Source organism: Streptococcus sp. CCH8-H5 (assembly GCF_001556505.1).
Classification (GTDB): domain Bacteria; phylum Bacillota; class Bacilli; order Lactobacillales; family Streptococcaceae; genus Streptococcus.
Genome location: NZ_LSIZ01000139.1, coordinates 43,651 through 61,084, shown reverse-complemented (window position 1 = coordinate 61,084; position 17,434 = coordinate 43,651). Strand labels below are relative to the sequence as shown.

At 40.0% G+C, this 17,434-nt stretch carries 13 protein-coding genes and 1 riboswitch; of the genes, 10 read left to right on the top strand and 3 right to left on the bottom strand.

What is annotated here, in order from left to right; translation table 11 throughout:
• The first annotated feature begins 109 nt into the window (after window positions 1-109).
• From csm6 to nt5e, 7 genes are all read left to right on the top strand, one after another.
• On the top strand, window positions 110-1,273 hold the full coding sequence (gene csm6 / locus AX663_RS09220) for a type III-A CRISPR-associated CARF protein Csm6 (protein WP_231724229.1): 1,164 nt from the start codon (window positions 110-112) through the stop codon (window positions 1,271-1,273).
• Window positions 1,274-1,473: 200 nt separating this feature from the next.
• Entirely contained in the window at window positions 1,474-2,169 is a 696-nt protein-coding gene (gene pyrF, locus AX663_RS09215) for an orotidine-5'-phosphate decarboxylase (protein ID WP_060973294.1), read from the top strand.
• A gap of 87 nt (window positions 2,170-2,256) precedes the next feature.
• Complete coding sequence (gene pyrE, locus AX663_RS09210) at window positions 2,257-2,886, top strand: orotate phosphoribosyltransferase (RefSeq protein ID WP_004182503.1); 630 nt, start codon at window positions 2,257-2,259, stop codon at window positions 2,884-2,886.
• 85 nt (window positions 2,887-2,971) lie between these two features.
• On the top strand, window positions 2,972-4,423 hold the full coding sequence (locus AX663_RS09205; RefSeq protein WP_060973293.1) for an amidase: 1,452 nt from the start codon (window positions 2,972-2,974) through the stop codon (window positions 4,421-4,423).
• Between the two features lie 109 nt (window positions 4,424-4,532).
• Window positions 4,533-5,381 carry a transporter substrate-binding domain-containing protein gene (locus AX663_RS09200; RefSeq protein WP_022496381.1) on the top strand — a complete coding sequence of 283 codons (849 nt, stop codon included), beginning with the start codon at window positions 4,533-4,535 and terminating at the stop codon, window positions 5,379-5,381.
• A gap of 58 nt (window positions 5,382-5,439) precedes the next feature.
• Window positions 5,440-6,093 (top strand): amino acid ABC transporter permease, encoded by a 654-nt coding sequence (locus AX663_RS09195; protein ID WP_037599859.1) that lies wholly within the window; start codon window positions 5,440-5,442, stop codon window positions 6,091-6,093.
• A 110-nt stretch (window positions 6,094-6,203) separates the two neighbouring features.
• Window positions 6,204-8,438 (top strand): cell surface ecto-5'-nucleotidase Nt5e, encoded by a 2,235-nt coding sequence (gene nt5e / locus AX663_RS09190; RefSeq protein ID WP_060973292.1) that lies wholly within the window; start codon window positions 6,204-6,206, stop codon window positions 8,436-8,438.
• A 35-nt stretch (window positions 8,439-8,473) separates the two neighbouring features.
• Here nt5e and AX663_RS09185 read toward each other — a convergent pair whose 3' ends face one another.
• From AX663_RS09185 to AX663_RS09175, 3 genes are all read right to left on the bottom strand, one after another.
• Window positions 8,474-9,415, bottom strand: a complete 942-nt coding sequence (locus tag AX663_RS09185; RefSeq protein WP_082759667.1) for an AraC family transcriptional regulator — start codon at window positions 9,413-9,415, stop codon at window positions 8,474-8,476.
• Window positions 9,416-9,557: 142 nt separating this feature from the next.
• A complete protein-coding gene (gene mnmE / locus AX663_RS09180) occupies window positions 9,558-10,928 on the bottom strand; it encodes a tRNA uridine-5-carboxymethylaminomethyl(34) synthesis GTPase MnmE (RefSeq protein WP_060973291.1) in 1,371 nt (456 codons plus the stop codon).
• Between the two features lie 126 nt (window positions 10,929-11,054).
• Window positions 11,055-12,398 (bottom strand): alanine/glycine:cation symporter family protein, encoded by a 1,344-nt coding sequence (locus AX663_RS09175; RefSeq protein WP_060973290.1) that lies wholly within the window; start codon window positions 12,396-12,398, stop codon window positions 11,055-11,057.
• Window positions 12,399-12,494: 96 nt separating this feature from the next.
• Window positions 12,495-12,601, bottom strand: a riboswitch (glycine riboswitch).
• 305 nt (window positions 12,602-12,906) lie between these two features.
• Here AX663_RS09175 and pcrA point away from each other — a divergent pair.
• The 3 genes from pcrA (at window position 12,907) to AX663_RS09160 (ending at window position 17,433) form a co-directional block, all read left to right on the top strand.
• Window positions 12,907-15,216, top strand: a complete 2,310-nt coding sequence (pcrA, locus tag AX663_RS09170) for a DNA helicase PcrA (RefSeq protein ID WP_060973289.1) — start codon at window positions 12,907-12,909, stop codon at window positions 15,214-15,216.
• Between the two features lie 120 nt (window positions 15,217-15,336).
• Window positions 15,337-16,617, top strand: coding sequence for an O-acetylhomoserine aminocarboxypropyltransferase/cysteine synthase family protein (locus AX663_RS09165; RefSeq protein WP_037611586.1), 1,281 nt, complete (start codon window positions 15,337-15,339; stop codon window positions 16,615-16,617).
• A gap of 60 nt (window positions 16,618-16,677) precedes the next feature.
• A complete protein-coding gene (locus AX663_RS09160; RefSeq protein WP_060973288.1) occupies window positions 16,678-17,433 on the top strand; it encodes an HAD hydrolase family protein in 756 nt (251 codons plus the stop codon).
• The last annotated feature ends 1 nt before the right edge of the window (window position 17,434 follow it).

Here is a 17,434-nt window from a genome sequence, read left to right as displayed (position 1 = left end):
CTCTGCTGTAGGAACAACCGATCCTATAAGTAATAATCACGATGCAGCTTTACTTCATATCGCAAGAAATTATAGACCTGACAAGATTGTCCTTGTATATAGTCAAGAAATGTTAGTCAAACAAGATTTGATAAATAAGGTTTTGCTCTCAATCGAAGGCTATAATCCTATCATTGAAATTGACTCTACAACCTTGAATAACGACGAAGTCCATCTTTTCGATAAAATGTATGAAGTTATGGGGCTGATTGTTCAGAAGTATACTAATGACGATGACGAAATCATCTTAAACTTATCATCAGGTACACCACAAATTATTTCAGCTTTCTTTGCCCTTAACCGTATCAATGACTATAATACTCAAGCTATTCAGGTTGCTACTCCTAAAAAAGGAGCAAACAGAGAATACAAGCCTCTGACCGACACTGAGATAGATGCTCTTATTGTGGAAAATCAAGATAATAGTCTAGATTTTGTTGACCGAAGTATTAAAGATAAATCTGAGAAGTTCACGCAAGCATTAGTCAAACGTCATCTTAGAAGTTTAATTGCTTCCTTTGATTATCAAGCAGCAGAAGCCATAATCAATCGAAAAGAATATAATAAATTACTTTCTAAAAAGAGAATTGCTTATATTCGTGAGAAACTATACGATTTTTCACGAGTTTTCAAAAATCAGTCTATTCTTTCAGATATCCTATCGTTTCCTCTCGATGACTCCCAAAAGAAGGCTTTGAATTACTATTTGATGATTGATGTTTTAAAAGAACGTGAGCATATTGCTGATGTCTTAATTAAGGCAAAATCACTAGCTGAATTTGTCATCGAAGAAACCATCAAAAAAGATCATGAGGGCTTAATTGTATTTGATGGCAATCTGCCAAAACTTAATCCTGAATTTCCTGATTGTGAAGCCATTTTAGACGATATCGATAAGAAAATGAAAAAATCTAGGGGTATTGAAGACACTGAAGAACGTATTTTTTCAGTACAATCTACACTTAATTTGTTATCTTACTTGAATATCCTTGAGTTCTATGAATATGATTCTCAGCTTCAGACAGCGATTAATGGCATTTTAGGTTTGAATGGTGAACGAAATAAAGTTGCTCACGGTTTGTCCGAAATTGATACGCGATTATTAAGTCGTAAGAAGTTAAAACAACTTTCTGAAAACCTGCGATTGCTTCTTGTTGATTGTTTGGGTATTGATTCAAGCTATTTTAACTATTATGACAAACAAAATGAAGAGCTTATAAAGATGCTTGAATAGATATTTGGGTGTTATCCCCCTTTGACATTCCCTTTTAAAAGCGCTATAATAGAACAAATTGAACTGAACCTTTAATCGAGTCCAGAGAGGCGAGAAAGGTGTACTGAGATGCTACGGCATCACTAAAGGGTAGGGACTGCCCTGTTTTCGTGCAACCTTCGCTGACTGGCGGAGGTTTTTTGTGTGAAAGGATATAAGAAATGAGAGAAAATCGTCCTGTTATTGCCCTTGATTTCCCGACTTTTGAGGATGTGAAGGCATTCCTTGCTAAGTTTCCTGCTGATGAAAAGCTCTATGTGAAGATTGGTATGGAACTTTACTATGCGGCTGGTCCAGAGATTGTTCGCTATGTTAAAGATCTTGGCCATAGTGTTTTCCTTGACCTTAAGCTTCACGATATTCCAAATACTGTCAAATCTGCAATGCGTGTTTTGTCTAACCTTGGTGTTGATATGACAAATGTGCATGCGGCTGGTGGTGTGGAAATGATGAAGGCTGCGCGTGAAGGCTTGGGTGATGGTCCAATCTTGATTGCTGTAACTCAGTTGACCTCTACCTCTGAAGAGCAGATGCATGATTTCCAAAATATCCAAACGACTCTTCAAGAATCAGTGGTTCATTATGCTAAAAAGACTGCTGAAGCAGGCCTTGACGGTGTTGTTTGCTCAGCACACGAAGTCGCAAAAATCAAAGACGCAACAAATGAAGATTTCGTTTGTTTGACACCTGGTATTCGTCCAGCAGGAGCAGCGGTTGGTGACCAAAAACGTGTCATGACACCTGCCGATGCTCGCCAAATTGGTTCAGATTACATTGTTGTTGGTCGTCCAATTACACAAGCTGATGATCCAGTAGCAGCTTATCACGACATCAAGGCTCAATGGATCGGTCAATAAATTTTCAAAAAGACCTTATTTCATAGGAAAATAGACTGAATTAGGTTATAATAAAGAGTAGAAAACGCTTTACGGAGGATAATAATTATGACATTAGCATCACAAATCGCATCTGACTTGCTTGATATCAAGGCTGTTTACCTTAAACCTGAAGAACCATTTACATGGGCATCAGGAATCAAATCACCAATCTACACAGACAACCGTATTACTTTGTCTTACCCAGAAACTCGTACACTTATCGAAAATGGTTTTGTGGAAAAAATTAAGGAAGAATTTCCTGAAGTAGAAGTGATTGCTGGTACTGCAACTGCTGGTATTCCTCACGGTGCTATCATCGCTGACAAGATGAACCTTCCATTTGCCTATATCCGTAGCAAACCAAAAGATCACGGTGCTGGTAACCAAATCGAAGGTCGTGTGGTTAAAGGTGAAAAAATGGTTGTTGTTGAAGACTTGATTTCAACTGGTGGATCAGTGCTTGATGCTGTAGCAGCTGCAGAGCGTGAAGGGGCTGATGTTATCGGTGTTGTGGCTATCTTCACTTACGAATTGCCAAAAGCTGAGAAAAACTTCGCTGATGCTGGCGTGAAATTGGTCACTCTTTCAAACTACACTGAGTTGATCAAAGTGGCTAAAGTGCAAGGCTACATCACAGCAGACGGACTTCAACTCTTGAAAAAATTTAAAGAAAACCAAGAAACTTGGCAAGACTAAATATCATGATTGAAGGCGGAACGTTTCAGGCGTTTCGTTTTTTTTAGTATAATTTAGGAAGTAATAGAAACAGGGAGAAAATAAGATGTCAGTAAATGAGTGGTCAGATGCAACGGCAATGGCTGAGGCCGTGCGAAATAAGACGGTCAGTCCCCCAGAACTAGTAAAGGATACTATAAGTGAAGCGGAGAAGACGAATACTAAAATCAATGCTATCGTCAGTCAACGTTACGAGAAAGCTTTAGAAGAAGCAGAAACTAGAGACTTTTCAGATAAACCTTTTGCTGGTGTCCCAATTTTCCTAAAGGATTTAGGTCAGGAGCAAGCTGGTGAGTCGTCAACAGCGGGTTCTCGCCTATTTACAAGTTATCGGGCTAAGGAAACGGATAATTATGTTAAGAAACTTGAGGAATTGGGCTTTATTATTTTAGGACGTTCTAGCACTCCTGAGTTTGGCTTCAAAAATATCAGTGATGCTCAGATTCATGGTCCTGTCAATCTACCTGATGATGTGAGGCGTAATGCTGGTGGCTCAAGTGGCGGTGCGGCTGCTCTTGTGAGCTCTGGCATTTCTCCTTTGGCCCCAGCTAGTGACGGTGGGGGCTCTATTCGCATTCCAGCTTCCTTTAACGGCCTAATCGGTCTCAAGCCTACCAGAGGACGAATTCCTGTCGGTCCTGGTTCGTTTCGTGGATGGCAGGGAGCCTCTGTCCAGTTTGCTTTGACTAAGTCTGTTCGAGATACAAAACGCTTGCTTTATCATATGCAGACGTGTCAGATGGAAAGTCCCTTTATCTTGCCAAAGCTCAGCAAAGATTCTTTAGACCAACCAGTCAGACCTTTGAAGATTGCTTTTTTGACTGTATCTCCTATTAGCGGTAAGGTGTCAGAATCTGCTATTGCGGCGACAAAAAAGGCTGCTAGAGCATTAGAAAGTCTAGGACATCATGTCCATGAAATCAGCAACCAGCCATTAAATGGTGTTGAAGCTATGCAGTCTTATTACATTATGAATAGTGTTGAGACGGCTGCCATGTTTGATGGTATAGAGGCTGGTTTGGGACGTCAGATGACGCTTGAAGATATGGAGTTGATGACTTGGGCTATTTTCCAATCTGGCCAAAAGATTCCTGCCAAAGTTTACTCTAAAGTCCTAACTCAGTGGGACCATTATAGCCATCTGATGGCGAATTTTCATGAGTCTTACGATATTCTTCTGACTCCTACAGTTGCGGATGTGGCACCTAAGCATGGGCAGTTTGCCCTTTCTGAAAGCCTACAGAACCAACTCAAGCATATGTCTGAGTTTGATTGGCCAAAACAACAAGAACTTATTTGGGATATGTTTGCGGATAGTTTAGATTGGACACCTTTCACCCAACAAGCTAACCTGACGGGACAACCATCGATTTCTTTACCTGTCTATCGTGATGGGCAAGGGCTGTCCCTTGGTGTTCAACTGACAGCCGCCAAGGGAAGAGAAGACCTCCTCTTACACTTGGCCCAACAAATGGAAGAAGGTTCGGTTTTTAGTTAAGTATACTCATTCTCGGTTCAATTTTTTGTAAAACCCTTTCAAATAGTGTAGTCTAAAATTATAAGTTTTTAACTTAACATTATTATTTGTTTTAAGGAGACACACATAGATGAAAAAGAGATTTTTCGCCGTTTTCAGCCTAATCTTGGCTGCGGTCTTTTTGGTTGCCTGCTCGTCACAAAGTACAGGTGAGAAGAACTGGGAAAAGATTGAGAAACGTGGTAGCATCAAGGTTGCGACTGCTGGAACACTTTACCCACAAACCTATCACGATGATAAGAATAATTTGACTGGTTATGACGTTGAGATTCTCAAAGAAGTTGGAAAACGTCTTAAGTTGAAAATTGAATTCACTGAGATGGGTGTAGATGGCATGCTTACTGCTGTAAATAGTGGGCAAGTCGATATCGCTAACTACTCACTCGAAGACGACAACAAGAATGTTAAAAAATTCTTGCGTTCTGAACCATACAAGTATTCATTTACTTCAATGGTAGTTCGTGAATCAGATAACTCAGGAATTTCTTCATGGAAGGACCTCAAAGGCAAAAAGGCCGCCGGTGCTGCAAGTACAAAGTACATGAAGATTGCCAAAAAAATGGGTGCTGAACTCGTCGTATATGATAATGTTACCAATGACGTTTACATGCAAGACTTGGTAAATGGGCGTACAGACGTTATCGTCAACGATTACTATTTGCAAAAGATGGCAGTAGCCGCTATCAAAGACAAGTACCCAGTTAAGATCAACGACGGTATCTACAGTAACCCTTACTCAACAAGCTTTACCTTCTCATTGAAGAATAAAACCCTTCAAGAAAAGGTCAACAAAGCCATCAAAGACATGAAGAAAGATGGTACCCTTACCAAGATTTCAGAGAAATTCTTTGCTGGTCAAGACGTTACAAAGAAAACAAAAGTTGACTATACTGAGATTGATATCTCTGATGTTGAATAATATAAGCGATCCAATTGGATCGCTTATTTGCTAAAGAAATGTTTAGAAAGTTAGACTTATGATTATTGATTTTTCACTGATTCTAAAAAGCATTCCTTATGTCCTATCAGGTCTACCTTATACCTTAGGAATCTCGCTTTTAAGCTTTATGGTTGGGAATGTTTTTGCTATCATCCTTGCCTTTATGCGAATGTCTCAAAAGCCTTGGTTAAAGTATCCAGCCCGCATTTATATTTCCATCATGCGTGGGGTTCCTATGTTGGTCGTGCTCTTCATTCTTTACTTTGGTTTGCCTTATGTTGGAGTTCAGCTACCTGCTCTTCTTTGTGCCTTTATTGGCTTCTCCTGTGTTAGTGCCGCTTATATGGCAGAGATTTTCCGTTCATCCATAGTTGCCGTAGATAAGGGGCAGTGGGAAGCAGCTCGCTCTCTTGGTCTTCCTCAGAAGTCTATTATCCGTCGGATTATCTTACCTCAGGCTATGCGTATAGCAGTAGCTCCTCTTGGTAATGTTATTATTGATATGGTTAAGAGTTCCTCATTGGCTGCTATGATTACAGTGCCTGACATTTTCCAAAATGCTAAGATTATCGGTGGGCGTGAGTATGACTACATGTCTATGTATATCCTAATCGCCCTCATTTACTGGACTTTGAGCTTTACTTTAGAACTGCTTGAAGGTTATCTTGAAAAACGTTTAGCTAGCTATTGATTTTTAAAAAAATTATTTGAATATCTAATAAAATATTGAAATTTATTTAATTCTAATCTTATAAATGTGGTATAATAAAAGCGATTTAAAAATCAGAAAGGTCTTTTGGAATGAAGAAGAAAACAGTCGTTGCAACGACACTATCAACACTACTTGTCTCAACTACCATCTTGGCTAATGCTGTTCAAGCTGACGAGGTAGAAACTCATGTAGCTGTAACAGCACCAAGCACTGAAGTAGTAGCAACAGAGGCAACTACCAATGCGACATCTACTGCAGCAAGCGAGTCTGCAGCTCCAGTGGTTAGTTCAACATCAGTTGTTACTGCTTCAACAGCTGAAACAAGTGAGACACCAGTTGCCACAGCCAGTGAAACAGCAACTGTAGCCGCAACTCCTACAACAGAAGTCGTGACAAATGCTAGCACAAGTGCCAGCAACGACACTGTAACTGTTCTTCACACCAACGATGTTCATGGTCGTATGGTTGAAGATGATCGTAACGGAGTTATTGGTGATGCCCTTTTGTCTGGTATCGTCAATGATTCTCGTTCAAAAGGAACAACCCTTGTCTTTGACTCTGGGGACTCATTCCAAGGTCTTCCGATTTCAAACAGCTCTAAGGGTGAAGACATGGCAAACGTCATGAATGCTGTTGGTTTTGATGCCATGACAGTGGGTAACCATGAGTTCGACTTTGGTCTTGATCAATTGCGTCGTTTGAGCAAACAAATCAATTTCCCAATCATCACATCTAACGTATATGTGGATGGCGTACGTCTTTTCCAACCATCTACAATCGTTGACAAAACACCTGGTGTTGATGGAGATGAAGTAGTTGTTATTGGTGTTACTACACCTGAGACAGCTACTAAGACACACCCACGTAATATCACTGGTGTCTCTTTCACCGATCCTATTACTGAGGTTAAAGCTGTTGTTGACCAAGTGGAATCAAATGCTCGTGCTGAAGGTAAGGAATACAAGACTTATATTGTCCTTAGTCACTTGGGTATAGATACAACAACTCCAGTTGAATGGCGTGGATCAACATTGGCAGAAGCTCTTTCAAACTATGCCCCTTTGAAAGGAAAACGTGTCCTTGTCCTTGATGGTCACTCACACACTCTTCACACAGCGACATACGGCGATAATGTCACTTACAACCAAACTGGTAGCTACCTTAACAATGTCGGCCGCGTCGTTTATAATTCTGACCGTATCTTGTCACATGGCGTGATTTCACACGACGAAGCTAAGAAGAATTATCAAGTTAACCCAACAGTTAAAACTATGATTGATGACATCCAAGCTAAGTACAAGGCAGATTCTTCGAAAGTAGTTATCGACAATAGTCCAGTTAAACTTAGCGGTGACCGTATGGATGTTCGTGTTCGCGAAACTAACCTTGGTAATGTTGTCGCTGATTCTCTCTTAGATTACGGACAATCAGCCTTCACACACAAGTCTAACCTTGCCGTAACAAACGGTGGTGGTCTTCGTGAAACAATTGCCAAAGACAAACCAATCACTAAAGGTGATATCATTGCCGTTCTTCCATTTGGTAACTCAGTTGCTCAAATTCAAGTGACAGGTCAAAATATCCATGATATGTTTGTCAAATCTCTTGGTTCTATTCTCCAAGTTGACGAAAGTGGTAAAACTGTTCTAGATGAAAATGGTCAACCTCTTCTTGAACCATCTGGCGGTTTCCTTCAAGTATCAGGAGCTCGTGTTTATTATGATACAACACTTCCAGCAGAAAAACGTATCTTGTCAATTGACATTTTTGATCCAGAAACTGGTACCTATAAACCACTCAACACTAATGAAACTTACTACCTTGTAACGAATGATTTCTTGGCTGCTGGTGGTGATGGCTTCACAATGCTTGGTGGTCCTCGTGAAGAAGGTCCTTCAATGGATAGCGTCTTTGCGGATTACTTGACACATGCAGACCTTTCTAAGTATGCAGTTATCAATCCAAACTCACGTACCATTTCTATTTCAAGTGCTGATTTTGCTACCTTGAACAAAAAGGAAAATGCAGAAGACCCTACACTTAATCCATTGAGTCCTGTTACGCCATCTAGCGTTGCAGAAGACCTTAAAACAACTAAACCAGTTGTATCTAAAGTAGTAACGACACCTAATGGTAAAGTATTCTTCGTTTCAACAAGAAACGAAGCACTTAAAGAAACAGAAAAAGTGGCAGAAGCTTCTGCTCAAACTGAAGTTCTTCCTACAACAGGTGACAAGGCCTCACACGCTGGACTCCTCGGACTTGGTATGTTGCTAACTCTCTTTGGACTTAGTGGAAAATACAAAGGTAAAGAGAAATACTAAGAAGTTTGCAGATAAAAAAAGAGTTAACCATTTGCCTAACTCTTTTTTGTTTTCTTGTTGTTGCTATGTGTTTTTCGATACTGACTTGGTGTTTGGTCGTAATAGTGTTTAAATTGACGGTTGAAATTTGATAAATTGTTAAAACCAACATCAGTAGCAATTTCCAAAACTGGTTTAACACTATTACGGAGCTCTTCACAAGCAGCATTAAGTCTTGCTTGAATGATAAATTCGGTACAAGAGGTACCAGTTTGTTGCTTAAAAATCGTCATAAAGTGAGTCTTACTATACCCCATAAGCTCTGACAACTTATCAATAGTGAGATTTTCGGCATAATGCTGGTTAATGTAATCAATAATTTCCCGAATTTTTTCATTCTTACGATAATGATCATCAGAAGTCTTTCGCTCTACCAAGCGATAGAAGTAGAAGAGATAGATTAATTCCTCTAGTTTTGACTTGAGAAGAAGTTCATAGTGACGATCTTTCCGACGAATCATCTTAAAAATCTCAAAAAGAAGTGCCTTAATTTCCGTATAACCCTCGTCTGACGGTCTTAGACATTGTTTAAACTTAAAATTGGAATTCTGTAAGGGCTGAAGATAACGGAGACTTAGCAGATCCACCAGAGACTGTCCCAACATATCCAAATGAAAATGAAGGGTGTCAGTATGATGAGACTGATTATCTATGGGATGAATCGAATGAAGCTCATTAGGACATATCAAAAAAATATCTCCAGCCTGACTGTCAAAATAGTCATAATCAATATGATATCGAGCTGTCCCCTCATAAACGTACTGAATCTCAAGCTCAGGATGCCAATGAAATAGAATATCAGGGCGTCCATTTTCGACCATAGTTTCCTCCAGTCGAAAAGGAAGCAGATTATCATCAAAATCTATCAAATGTTTAAAATCAGTATCAGTAGCTGCTTGACTCATGATTAACCTTTCAAAATCATAGGATAATACCATGATAGCATTTTCTTTCTTAAAAAGCATGAGTTAATCGTCTTATAGTATTGGTAGTTTTTTGTTTACATAATTTTATTTCTGTATTTATGTATGTAAAATAAAAAGATGACTAAGCATCCTTTTTACATAAATTTAGTTAAGTTTATTTTCCTAGACAGAACTGACTAAAGAGTTGTGTAATGAGTTCATCTGGGGCGGCGTCACCAGTAATTTCTCCTAAAACTTCCCAGGTGCGTGTCATATCAACCTGTAAGAGGTCAACAGGCATGCCTAATTCAAGACCTTGATTGACTGCTTCAAGACTTTCGAGAGCTTTTTCAATGAGTGAAATGTGACGGGCATTTGAGAGATAAGTAGCATCTTTCTCCACTAGGCCAGCATTATCAAAGAAGAGCTGATTGATGCAATCTTCGATTTTGTCAATATTTTCATTCTTGAGGACTGAAATTGGAATGACATCTTCGGGAAGCTCTTCCATTTGGATTGCTTGTGGTAGGTCTGTCTTATTTAGAAGAATGATGCGATTGCTATTTTGACTAATTTCTAGTAATGTACGGTCTTGCTCTGTTAATGGTTCGGAGCTATTAAGCACAAGGAGAACCAGGTCAGCCTCTTCGAGAGCTTTCTTAGAACGCTCAACACCAATCTTTTCAACCACATCATCTGTGTCTCGAATACCAGCAGTATCGATTAACTTAAGTGGAACACCCTTGATATTAACGTATTCTTCAATGAAATCACGGGTAGTACCTTCAATATCCGTAACGATAGCTTTCTCCTCGCGTAGGAGATTGTTAAGAAGACTAGATTTTCCGACATTTGGACGACCAATGATTGCCGTTGAAAGGCCTTCTCGTAGGATTTTTCCTCGTTTAGCAGTGGCAAGAAGATTTTCTAAAAGTGCTTGGAACTCCTGCGTTTTTTCACGGACAAGAGCTGTGGTAACTTCTTCAACATCATCATATTCTGGGTAATCAATATTCACTTCGACTTGAGCCAAGGTGTTAAGGATTTCTTGACGAGTGTTGTTAATGAGATCCTTGAGCGACCCATCAAGTTGAGAGACGGCAACGGCCATAGCCTTATCAGTCTTAGCACGAATCAAATCCATAACAGCTTCAGCCTGAGTCAAGTCCACACGACCATTCAAAAAGGCACGTTTGGTAAATTCTCCAGGCTCAGCCATACGAGCTCCAGAACGAATAAGGAGTTGGAGGATTTCATTAGTCACAGCAACCCCACCGTGAGTGTTGATCTCCACGACATCCTCACGCGTAAAGGTCTTTGGCGCACGCATAACACTTACCATGACTTCATCAATGGTTTCCTCATTTTCGACAATATGGCCGTAATTGATAGTATGTGAAGTAACTGATTCTAGATTTTTTCCTTTGAAAACCTTATTAGCAATAGCAATAGCATCGGTTCCAGATAAGCGAACGATACCGATAGCACCTTCACCTAAGGGCGTTGAAATGGCAGTAATCGTATCAAATTCTTTGGTAATTGACATAGTTATTCCTTTGGATTTTTTCTGTATAAGTTTTAAAATGATTTAATTTCATTGTAACGCAAAAGAGCGGTAGTCGCAAGGATTGATGCTGATAAAGCCAAGAAAAAAGAGCCTGAGCTCTTTTCTTTATTTGTGGCGTTCAAAGTATGATTTGGTTTCTTTAATGATGATTGGTGAAAGGACTAGGAGGGCAATCAAGTTAGGCAATGCCATCAAACCGTTTACGATATCTGCAATTTTCCAAACAACATCAAGTGTGAGGTAACCACCAAGAGCAACCATAACCACAAAAATGAGGCGGTAGATTGGAAGGAATTTAGTTGATTTGAAAATGAATTCGAAACAACGTTCACCGTAGTAAGACCAACCCAAGATTGTTGTAAAGGCAAAGAGAACCAAAGAAAGTGTTAAGGCAATCTCACCAAAAGTTCCGAAAACAGATGAGAAGGCTGCCTGTGTCATTGGGGCACCTTCCAGGCTACCTGACCATTGACCAGTTACAAGGATAGCAAGACCTGTAAGCGTACAGATGATAATCGTATCAATGAAAGTACCTGTCATCGAAATCAAACCTTGTTCAACAGGTTCTTCGGTCTTAGCGGCAGCGGCAGCGATAGGAGCTGATCCAAGACCTGACTCATTTGAGAAGACACCACGCGCAATACCAAGTCGCATAGCGACCATGACTGTTGCACCAGCAAAACCACCTACGGCTGCTTTCCCAGTAAAGGCAGATTGGAAGACCATTTCAAGAACTGGTAAAAGTTGATTAAAGTTTGTAAAGATAACCACAAGAGCTGCTAGGATATAAAGTCCAGCCATAAATGGTACGACCTTTTCAGAAACTTTAGAGATAGATTGGATACCACCAAAAATGATGGCAGCAGTTATAAGAGCAAGTAGGATACTTACGATTTTTGGTGACCAGTCAAAGCTGTTTTGAAGTGAGGCGGTGATTGAGTTAACTTGGGAGAAAGTACCAATTCCCAACCATGCAACTAGGACACCTGCAAAGGCAAAGAAGTAGGCCAAAGGTTTAGCAATTATTTGCCATTTTCCAGAGAAACCATGTGTGATGTAATACATTGGACCACCAGAAACATTACCTTGGTCGTCAAGTGTACGGAATTTAATAGCCAAAAGACCTTCGGAATATTTGGTTGCCATACCAAAGAAAGCTGCAATCCACATCCAGAAAAGGGCACCAGGTCCACCAGTTTTGATGGCTGTAGCTACCCCAACAATGTTACCTGTACCAACAGTTGCAGCAAGAGCTGTCGCAAGGGCTGCAAAACTAGAAATATCACCTTCCCCTTTATCTTCAGCAAAGATAAGTTTAAAAGCTTTAGGAAGACGAAGAACCTGCAAAAGACCAAGACGAAGCGTAAGGTAAATCCCAGTTCCTACAAGAAGGACCAAAAGGGGTGGACCCCAGACAAAATCATCAATGGAAGTAAAAAAGTCTAACATGAATGTACCAATCTCCTTTAACCGAGACGTCAAAAAAGAGGTTTGGCTTAACCAGACCTCTGAGAATACAAAGCTATTACTACAAGTAAAAAACTTGCGATGCTTTCTGTCCTTTTACCTGAGAGTTTCGGTTGTTACCCCTTGCCCCTTCGGTGTCTTGTTTACAGCTAAGGCTGCTTCAAGATCTCTCCAGAAGTCCGTCAATCACCAGTCTTCCTGATGACATCACTCGGTTTTTATTTTATTGTGGTTCTATCTTATCGAAAAAACCGAACAGTGTCAACACTAATTTTCATCAAAACTATAAAAAACCGAATATTATACTTAAGAATCCCTTTCACCAAAACCTAGAAAAGCTTGGAATAACAATCATTTTAAGCAAACAACCTCCCAATAAAAACAAACGATTATTTGCTAAAGTTATTTCACACTCATTATGAATAGAGTCTGCATTTTCATCCAAAAAATGATAAAATAGTAGAGCTTATTTTTGAGAATGGAGAATATGATGAACCCATTATTAACTGGTATGAATGAAAAGCAGGCCGAAGCCGTCCAAACGACTGAAGGTCCTTTGTTGATTATGGCAGGTGCAGGATCAGGTAAGACACGTGTACTTACCCACCGCATTGCCTACCTTATCGACGAAAAATTGATCAATCCCTGGAATATCCTAGCCATTACCTTTACCAATAAGGCGGCTCGAGAGATGCGTGAGCGTGCTATGGCTTTAAATCCAGCAACTTCAGAAACCTTGATTGCGACCTTCCATAGTATGTGCGTGCGAATTCTTCGTCGTGAAGCGGACCATATTGGCTACAATCGGAACTTTACTATCGTGGATCCTGGTGAACAACGTACTTTGATGAAACGTATTCTCAAGAATCTTAATCTTGATCCTAAGAAGTGGAATGAACGTGCCATCTTAGGGACGATTTCCAACGCAAAAAATGACCTCTTGGATGAGGTGGCTTATGAGCATCAAGCTGGTGACATGTACACCCAAATCGTTGCTAAATGTTACAAAGCCTATCAGGAAGAACTTCGTCGTAGTGAAGCCATGGATTTCGACGATTTGATTATGATGACTCTGCGACTCTTTGACAAAAATCCCGATGTGCTCGCTTATTATCAGCAGCGTTATCAGTATATTCACGTGGATGAATATCAAGATACCAACCATGCTCAGTATCAGTTGGTAAAACTCTTAGCATCTCGCTTCAAGAATATCTGTGTCGTGGGTGATGCTGACCAATCAATCTACGGGTGGCGTGGTGCTGACATGCAGAACATCCTTGATTTTGAGAAGGACTATCCTGAAGCTAAGGTTGTCCTCCTGGAGGAAAACTACCGTTCAACCAAGAAAATTCTCCAAGCAGCCAACGAAGTTATCAAGAACAACCGTAACCGCCGTCCTAAGAAACTTTGGACTCAAAATGATGACGGTGAACAAATTGTTTATTACCGTGCTAATGACGAGCGTGATGAAGCTGTTTTTGTTGCTTCAACTATTGATAACATTATTCGTGAAGAAGGTAAGAACTTCAAGGATTTCGCTGTACTTTACCGTACCAATGCTCAGTCCCGTACCATTGAAGAAGCTTTACTCAAGTCTAATATTCCTTATACCATGGTTGGAGGAACCAAGTTCTATAGCCGTAAAGAAATTCGTGATGCCATTTCTTACTTGAACTTGATTGCCAACCCTGCTGATAATATTAGCTTTGAACGTGTCGTTAATGAACCTAAACGTGGAGTTGGGCCTGGGACACTGGAAAAGATTCGTAACTTTGCCTATGAGCAAAACATGAGTCTCCTAGATGCTTCAGCTAATATTATGTTGTCTCCAATTAAGGGGAAAGCAGCTCAGGGCGTTTACGATTTTGCTAACATGATTCTGAACCTACGTGATCAGCTAGATGGACTAAGTATCACTGAAGCTGTAGAGGCTGTTTTGGATAAGTCTGGTTATCTGGATGCTCTTTCGATGCAACAAACACTTGAAAGTCAAGCGCGCATTGAAAATATCGAAGAATTCATGTCTGTTACTAAGAATTTTGACGAAACCAACACCGATGGTACGGAAGACGAGACAGGTATTGACCGTTTAGGCCGTTTCTTAAACGATTTAGCTTTAATTGCTGATACGGACGATGGTGATATGGAAGCAGCAGAGGTAACCTTGATGACTCTCCATGCTGCCAAAGGACTTGAATTCCCAGTTGTCTTCCTAATTGGTATGGAAGAGGGAGTTTTCCCTTTGTCACGTGCCTCAGAAGAGCCAGATGAACTCGAAGAAGAGCGTCGTTTGGCTTACGTAGGTATCACTCGGGCGGAAGAGATTCTCTTCCTTACCAACGCTAATACGCGTACGCTTTTTGGTAAGACTAGCTATAATCGTCCTAGCCGTTTCTTACGTGAAATTTCAGATGATTTATTACAATATCAAGGTCTAGCACGTCCAGCCAATTCATCATTTGGTGTTCGTTTTACAAAGGAAGAGCCGATACAATTTGGTCAGGGCATGAGTTTACAACAAGCGCTTCAGACCAGAAAAGCAAATGCACAGCCGCAAAGACATACTGGTGCTCAGCCATTTTCAAAAGCCACTGGGGGACTACCTTTTGGTAAGGCTTCAGACTCAGGCAACTCAGCTACTGATTGGGAAATCGGAGATATCGCTCACCACAAGAAATGGGGAGATGGTACCGTCCTAGAAGTAACTGGAAGTGGCAAGACACAGGAACTTAAGATAAAATTCCCAGAAGTTGGACTTAAAAAAGTCTTGGCAAGCGTAGCACCTATTGTGAAGAAATAGAAAGGGACCGAAAGGTCCTTTTTATAAGCCCTCCCTATCACATTGATAAAAAATTTCTATTAGACAGCTAGCTTTTCTGGGTGTAGAATGAAGGCAACTTTTGTTTTGGAGGACACCCATATGTCACGAGAATTTTCATTTGAAACCTTACAATTACACGCTGGACAAACACCTGACAAGGAAACAAAATCACGTGCTGTTCCAATTTACCAAACCACTTCATATGTTTTTGACGACGCTCAAGAAGGTGAAGATCTCTTTGCCCTTAGAAAGCCTGGTAATATTTACACACGTATTACCAATCCAACAGTAGCAGTACTTGAAGAACGTATTGCAGCCCTCGAAGGGGGTGTTGGTGCCTTGGCTACGGCATCAGGTATGGCTGCTATCACCTATGCTATCCTTGGTTTGGCACATGCTGGTGATCACGTTGTTGCCGCGACAACCCTCTATGGTGGGACATTCAATCTCTTAAAAGAAACTCTTCCACGCTATGGTATCACAACAACTTTTGTAGATGTTGACAATCCTGAAGAAATTGAAGCTGCTATCAAAGATAATACCAAGCTTGTCTTGATTGAGTCTTTGGGAAATCCGCTTATCAATATTCCTGATTTTGAAAAAATTGCTGAGATTGCTCACAGTCATAAGATTCCATTGGTTGCTGACAATACTTTTGGAACTCCATATCTCATCAATGTTATCTCCCATGGTGTAGATATCGTGGTTCATTCTGCAACTAAGTTTATCGGTGGACATGGAACAACTATTGGAGGTCTTATCGTCGATTCTGGTAAATTTGACTGGGAAGCTTCAGGCAAATTCCCACAATTGGTTGACGAGGACCCATCTTACCACAATATCAGCTATACGCGTGATGTTGGTCCAGCAGCATTTGTAACTGCCCTTCGTACACAACTTTTGCGTGACACAGGGGCTGCCTTGGCACCTTTCAATGCTTTCTTGCTCTTGCAAGGACTTGAAACACTTTCACTTCGTGTCGAACGCCACGTCGAAAATACTAAAAAAATCGTAGACTTTTTGGAAAATCATCCAAAAGTTGAAAAAGTTAACTATCCTGGATTACCATCAAGTCCTTACTATGATTTGTCACAAAAATACTTCCCTAAAGGACCAGGCTCTATTTTCACTTTCCATGTTAAAGGTGGACAAGACGAAGCGCGTACCGTAATTGATAGTCTTGAAATCTTCTCAGATTTAGCTAACGTTGCTGACGCAAAATCTTTGGTGGTGCACCCTGCAACAACAACTCACCAACAATTGGCAGAAGCTGATTTACTAGCTTGTGGCGTCACTCCAAATCAAATTCGTATCTCAGTTGGTTTGGAAAACGCAGATGATTTGATTGAAGATTTAAAACTAGCTCTTGATAAAATCTAAGTATTTCAATACAAAATGATTTAGCCAGCTCTTTAGCTGGTTTTTTGTTATACTATCCCTATGAAATTTGTTTTTGATTTGGATGGAACCCTATGTTTTGATGGTATGACTATGTCAAAAGACCTACAAAAGGTTCTTTTAACTGCACCAAAATACGGTCATGAAATTATTTTTGCAACAGCACGCTCTTACAGAGACTGTCTTAGTATTTTAGAAGGAGAATTGAGAAAGCTGACAGTAGTTGGCTTAAACGGTGGTGAAGTCTTTCAAGATGAACACTTAGTATCACAATACACAATACCTTCTCCTGCTCTAAGAACGATTGTTAGCTACTGTGATACTTATAATCTCCCTTATTTTATTGATGATACCTTTAATTATGCTATTCAAAATCCTGAGCAAATCCCTTTTCTTTCAAATGTTGATCCATTAAACAAAGCAAGGATTTTGCCTGTTCATGAACTTAATGAGCCTATCAAAGTTGTTATTCCATTTGTAGAGCATGAAGATATACGTGAAGACCTTATCTTTAATCTAAACAAACTGGATTGTTTAGATCTTAGTTATCATGATATTGAAAGATGTCTTTACATTAATCCTAAGGGAGTTACCAAGGCTAGTACTGTTTTAAACCACTTTGGTAAAGACTTTGTAGCTTTTGGAAATGATCAAAATGATATTTCTCTTTTCAAAAATGCTATATATGGAGTGCAAATTGGTGATTATCCCTACCTAAAAAACTTTGCGGATGAGGTTATTCCTGCAATTAATGCAGTTATTGCTGAAAAAATTAGACTACTGTTTGAAAAATTCTAAA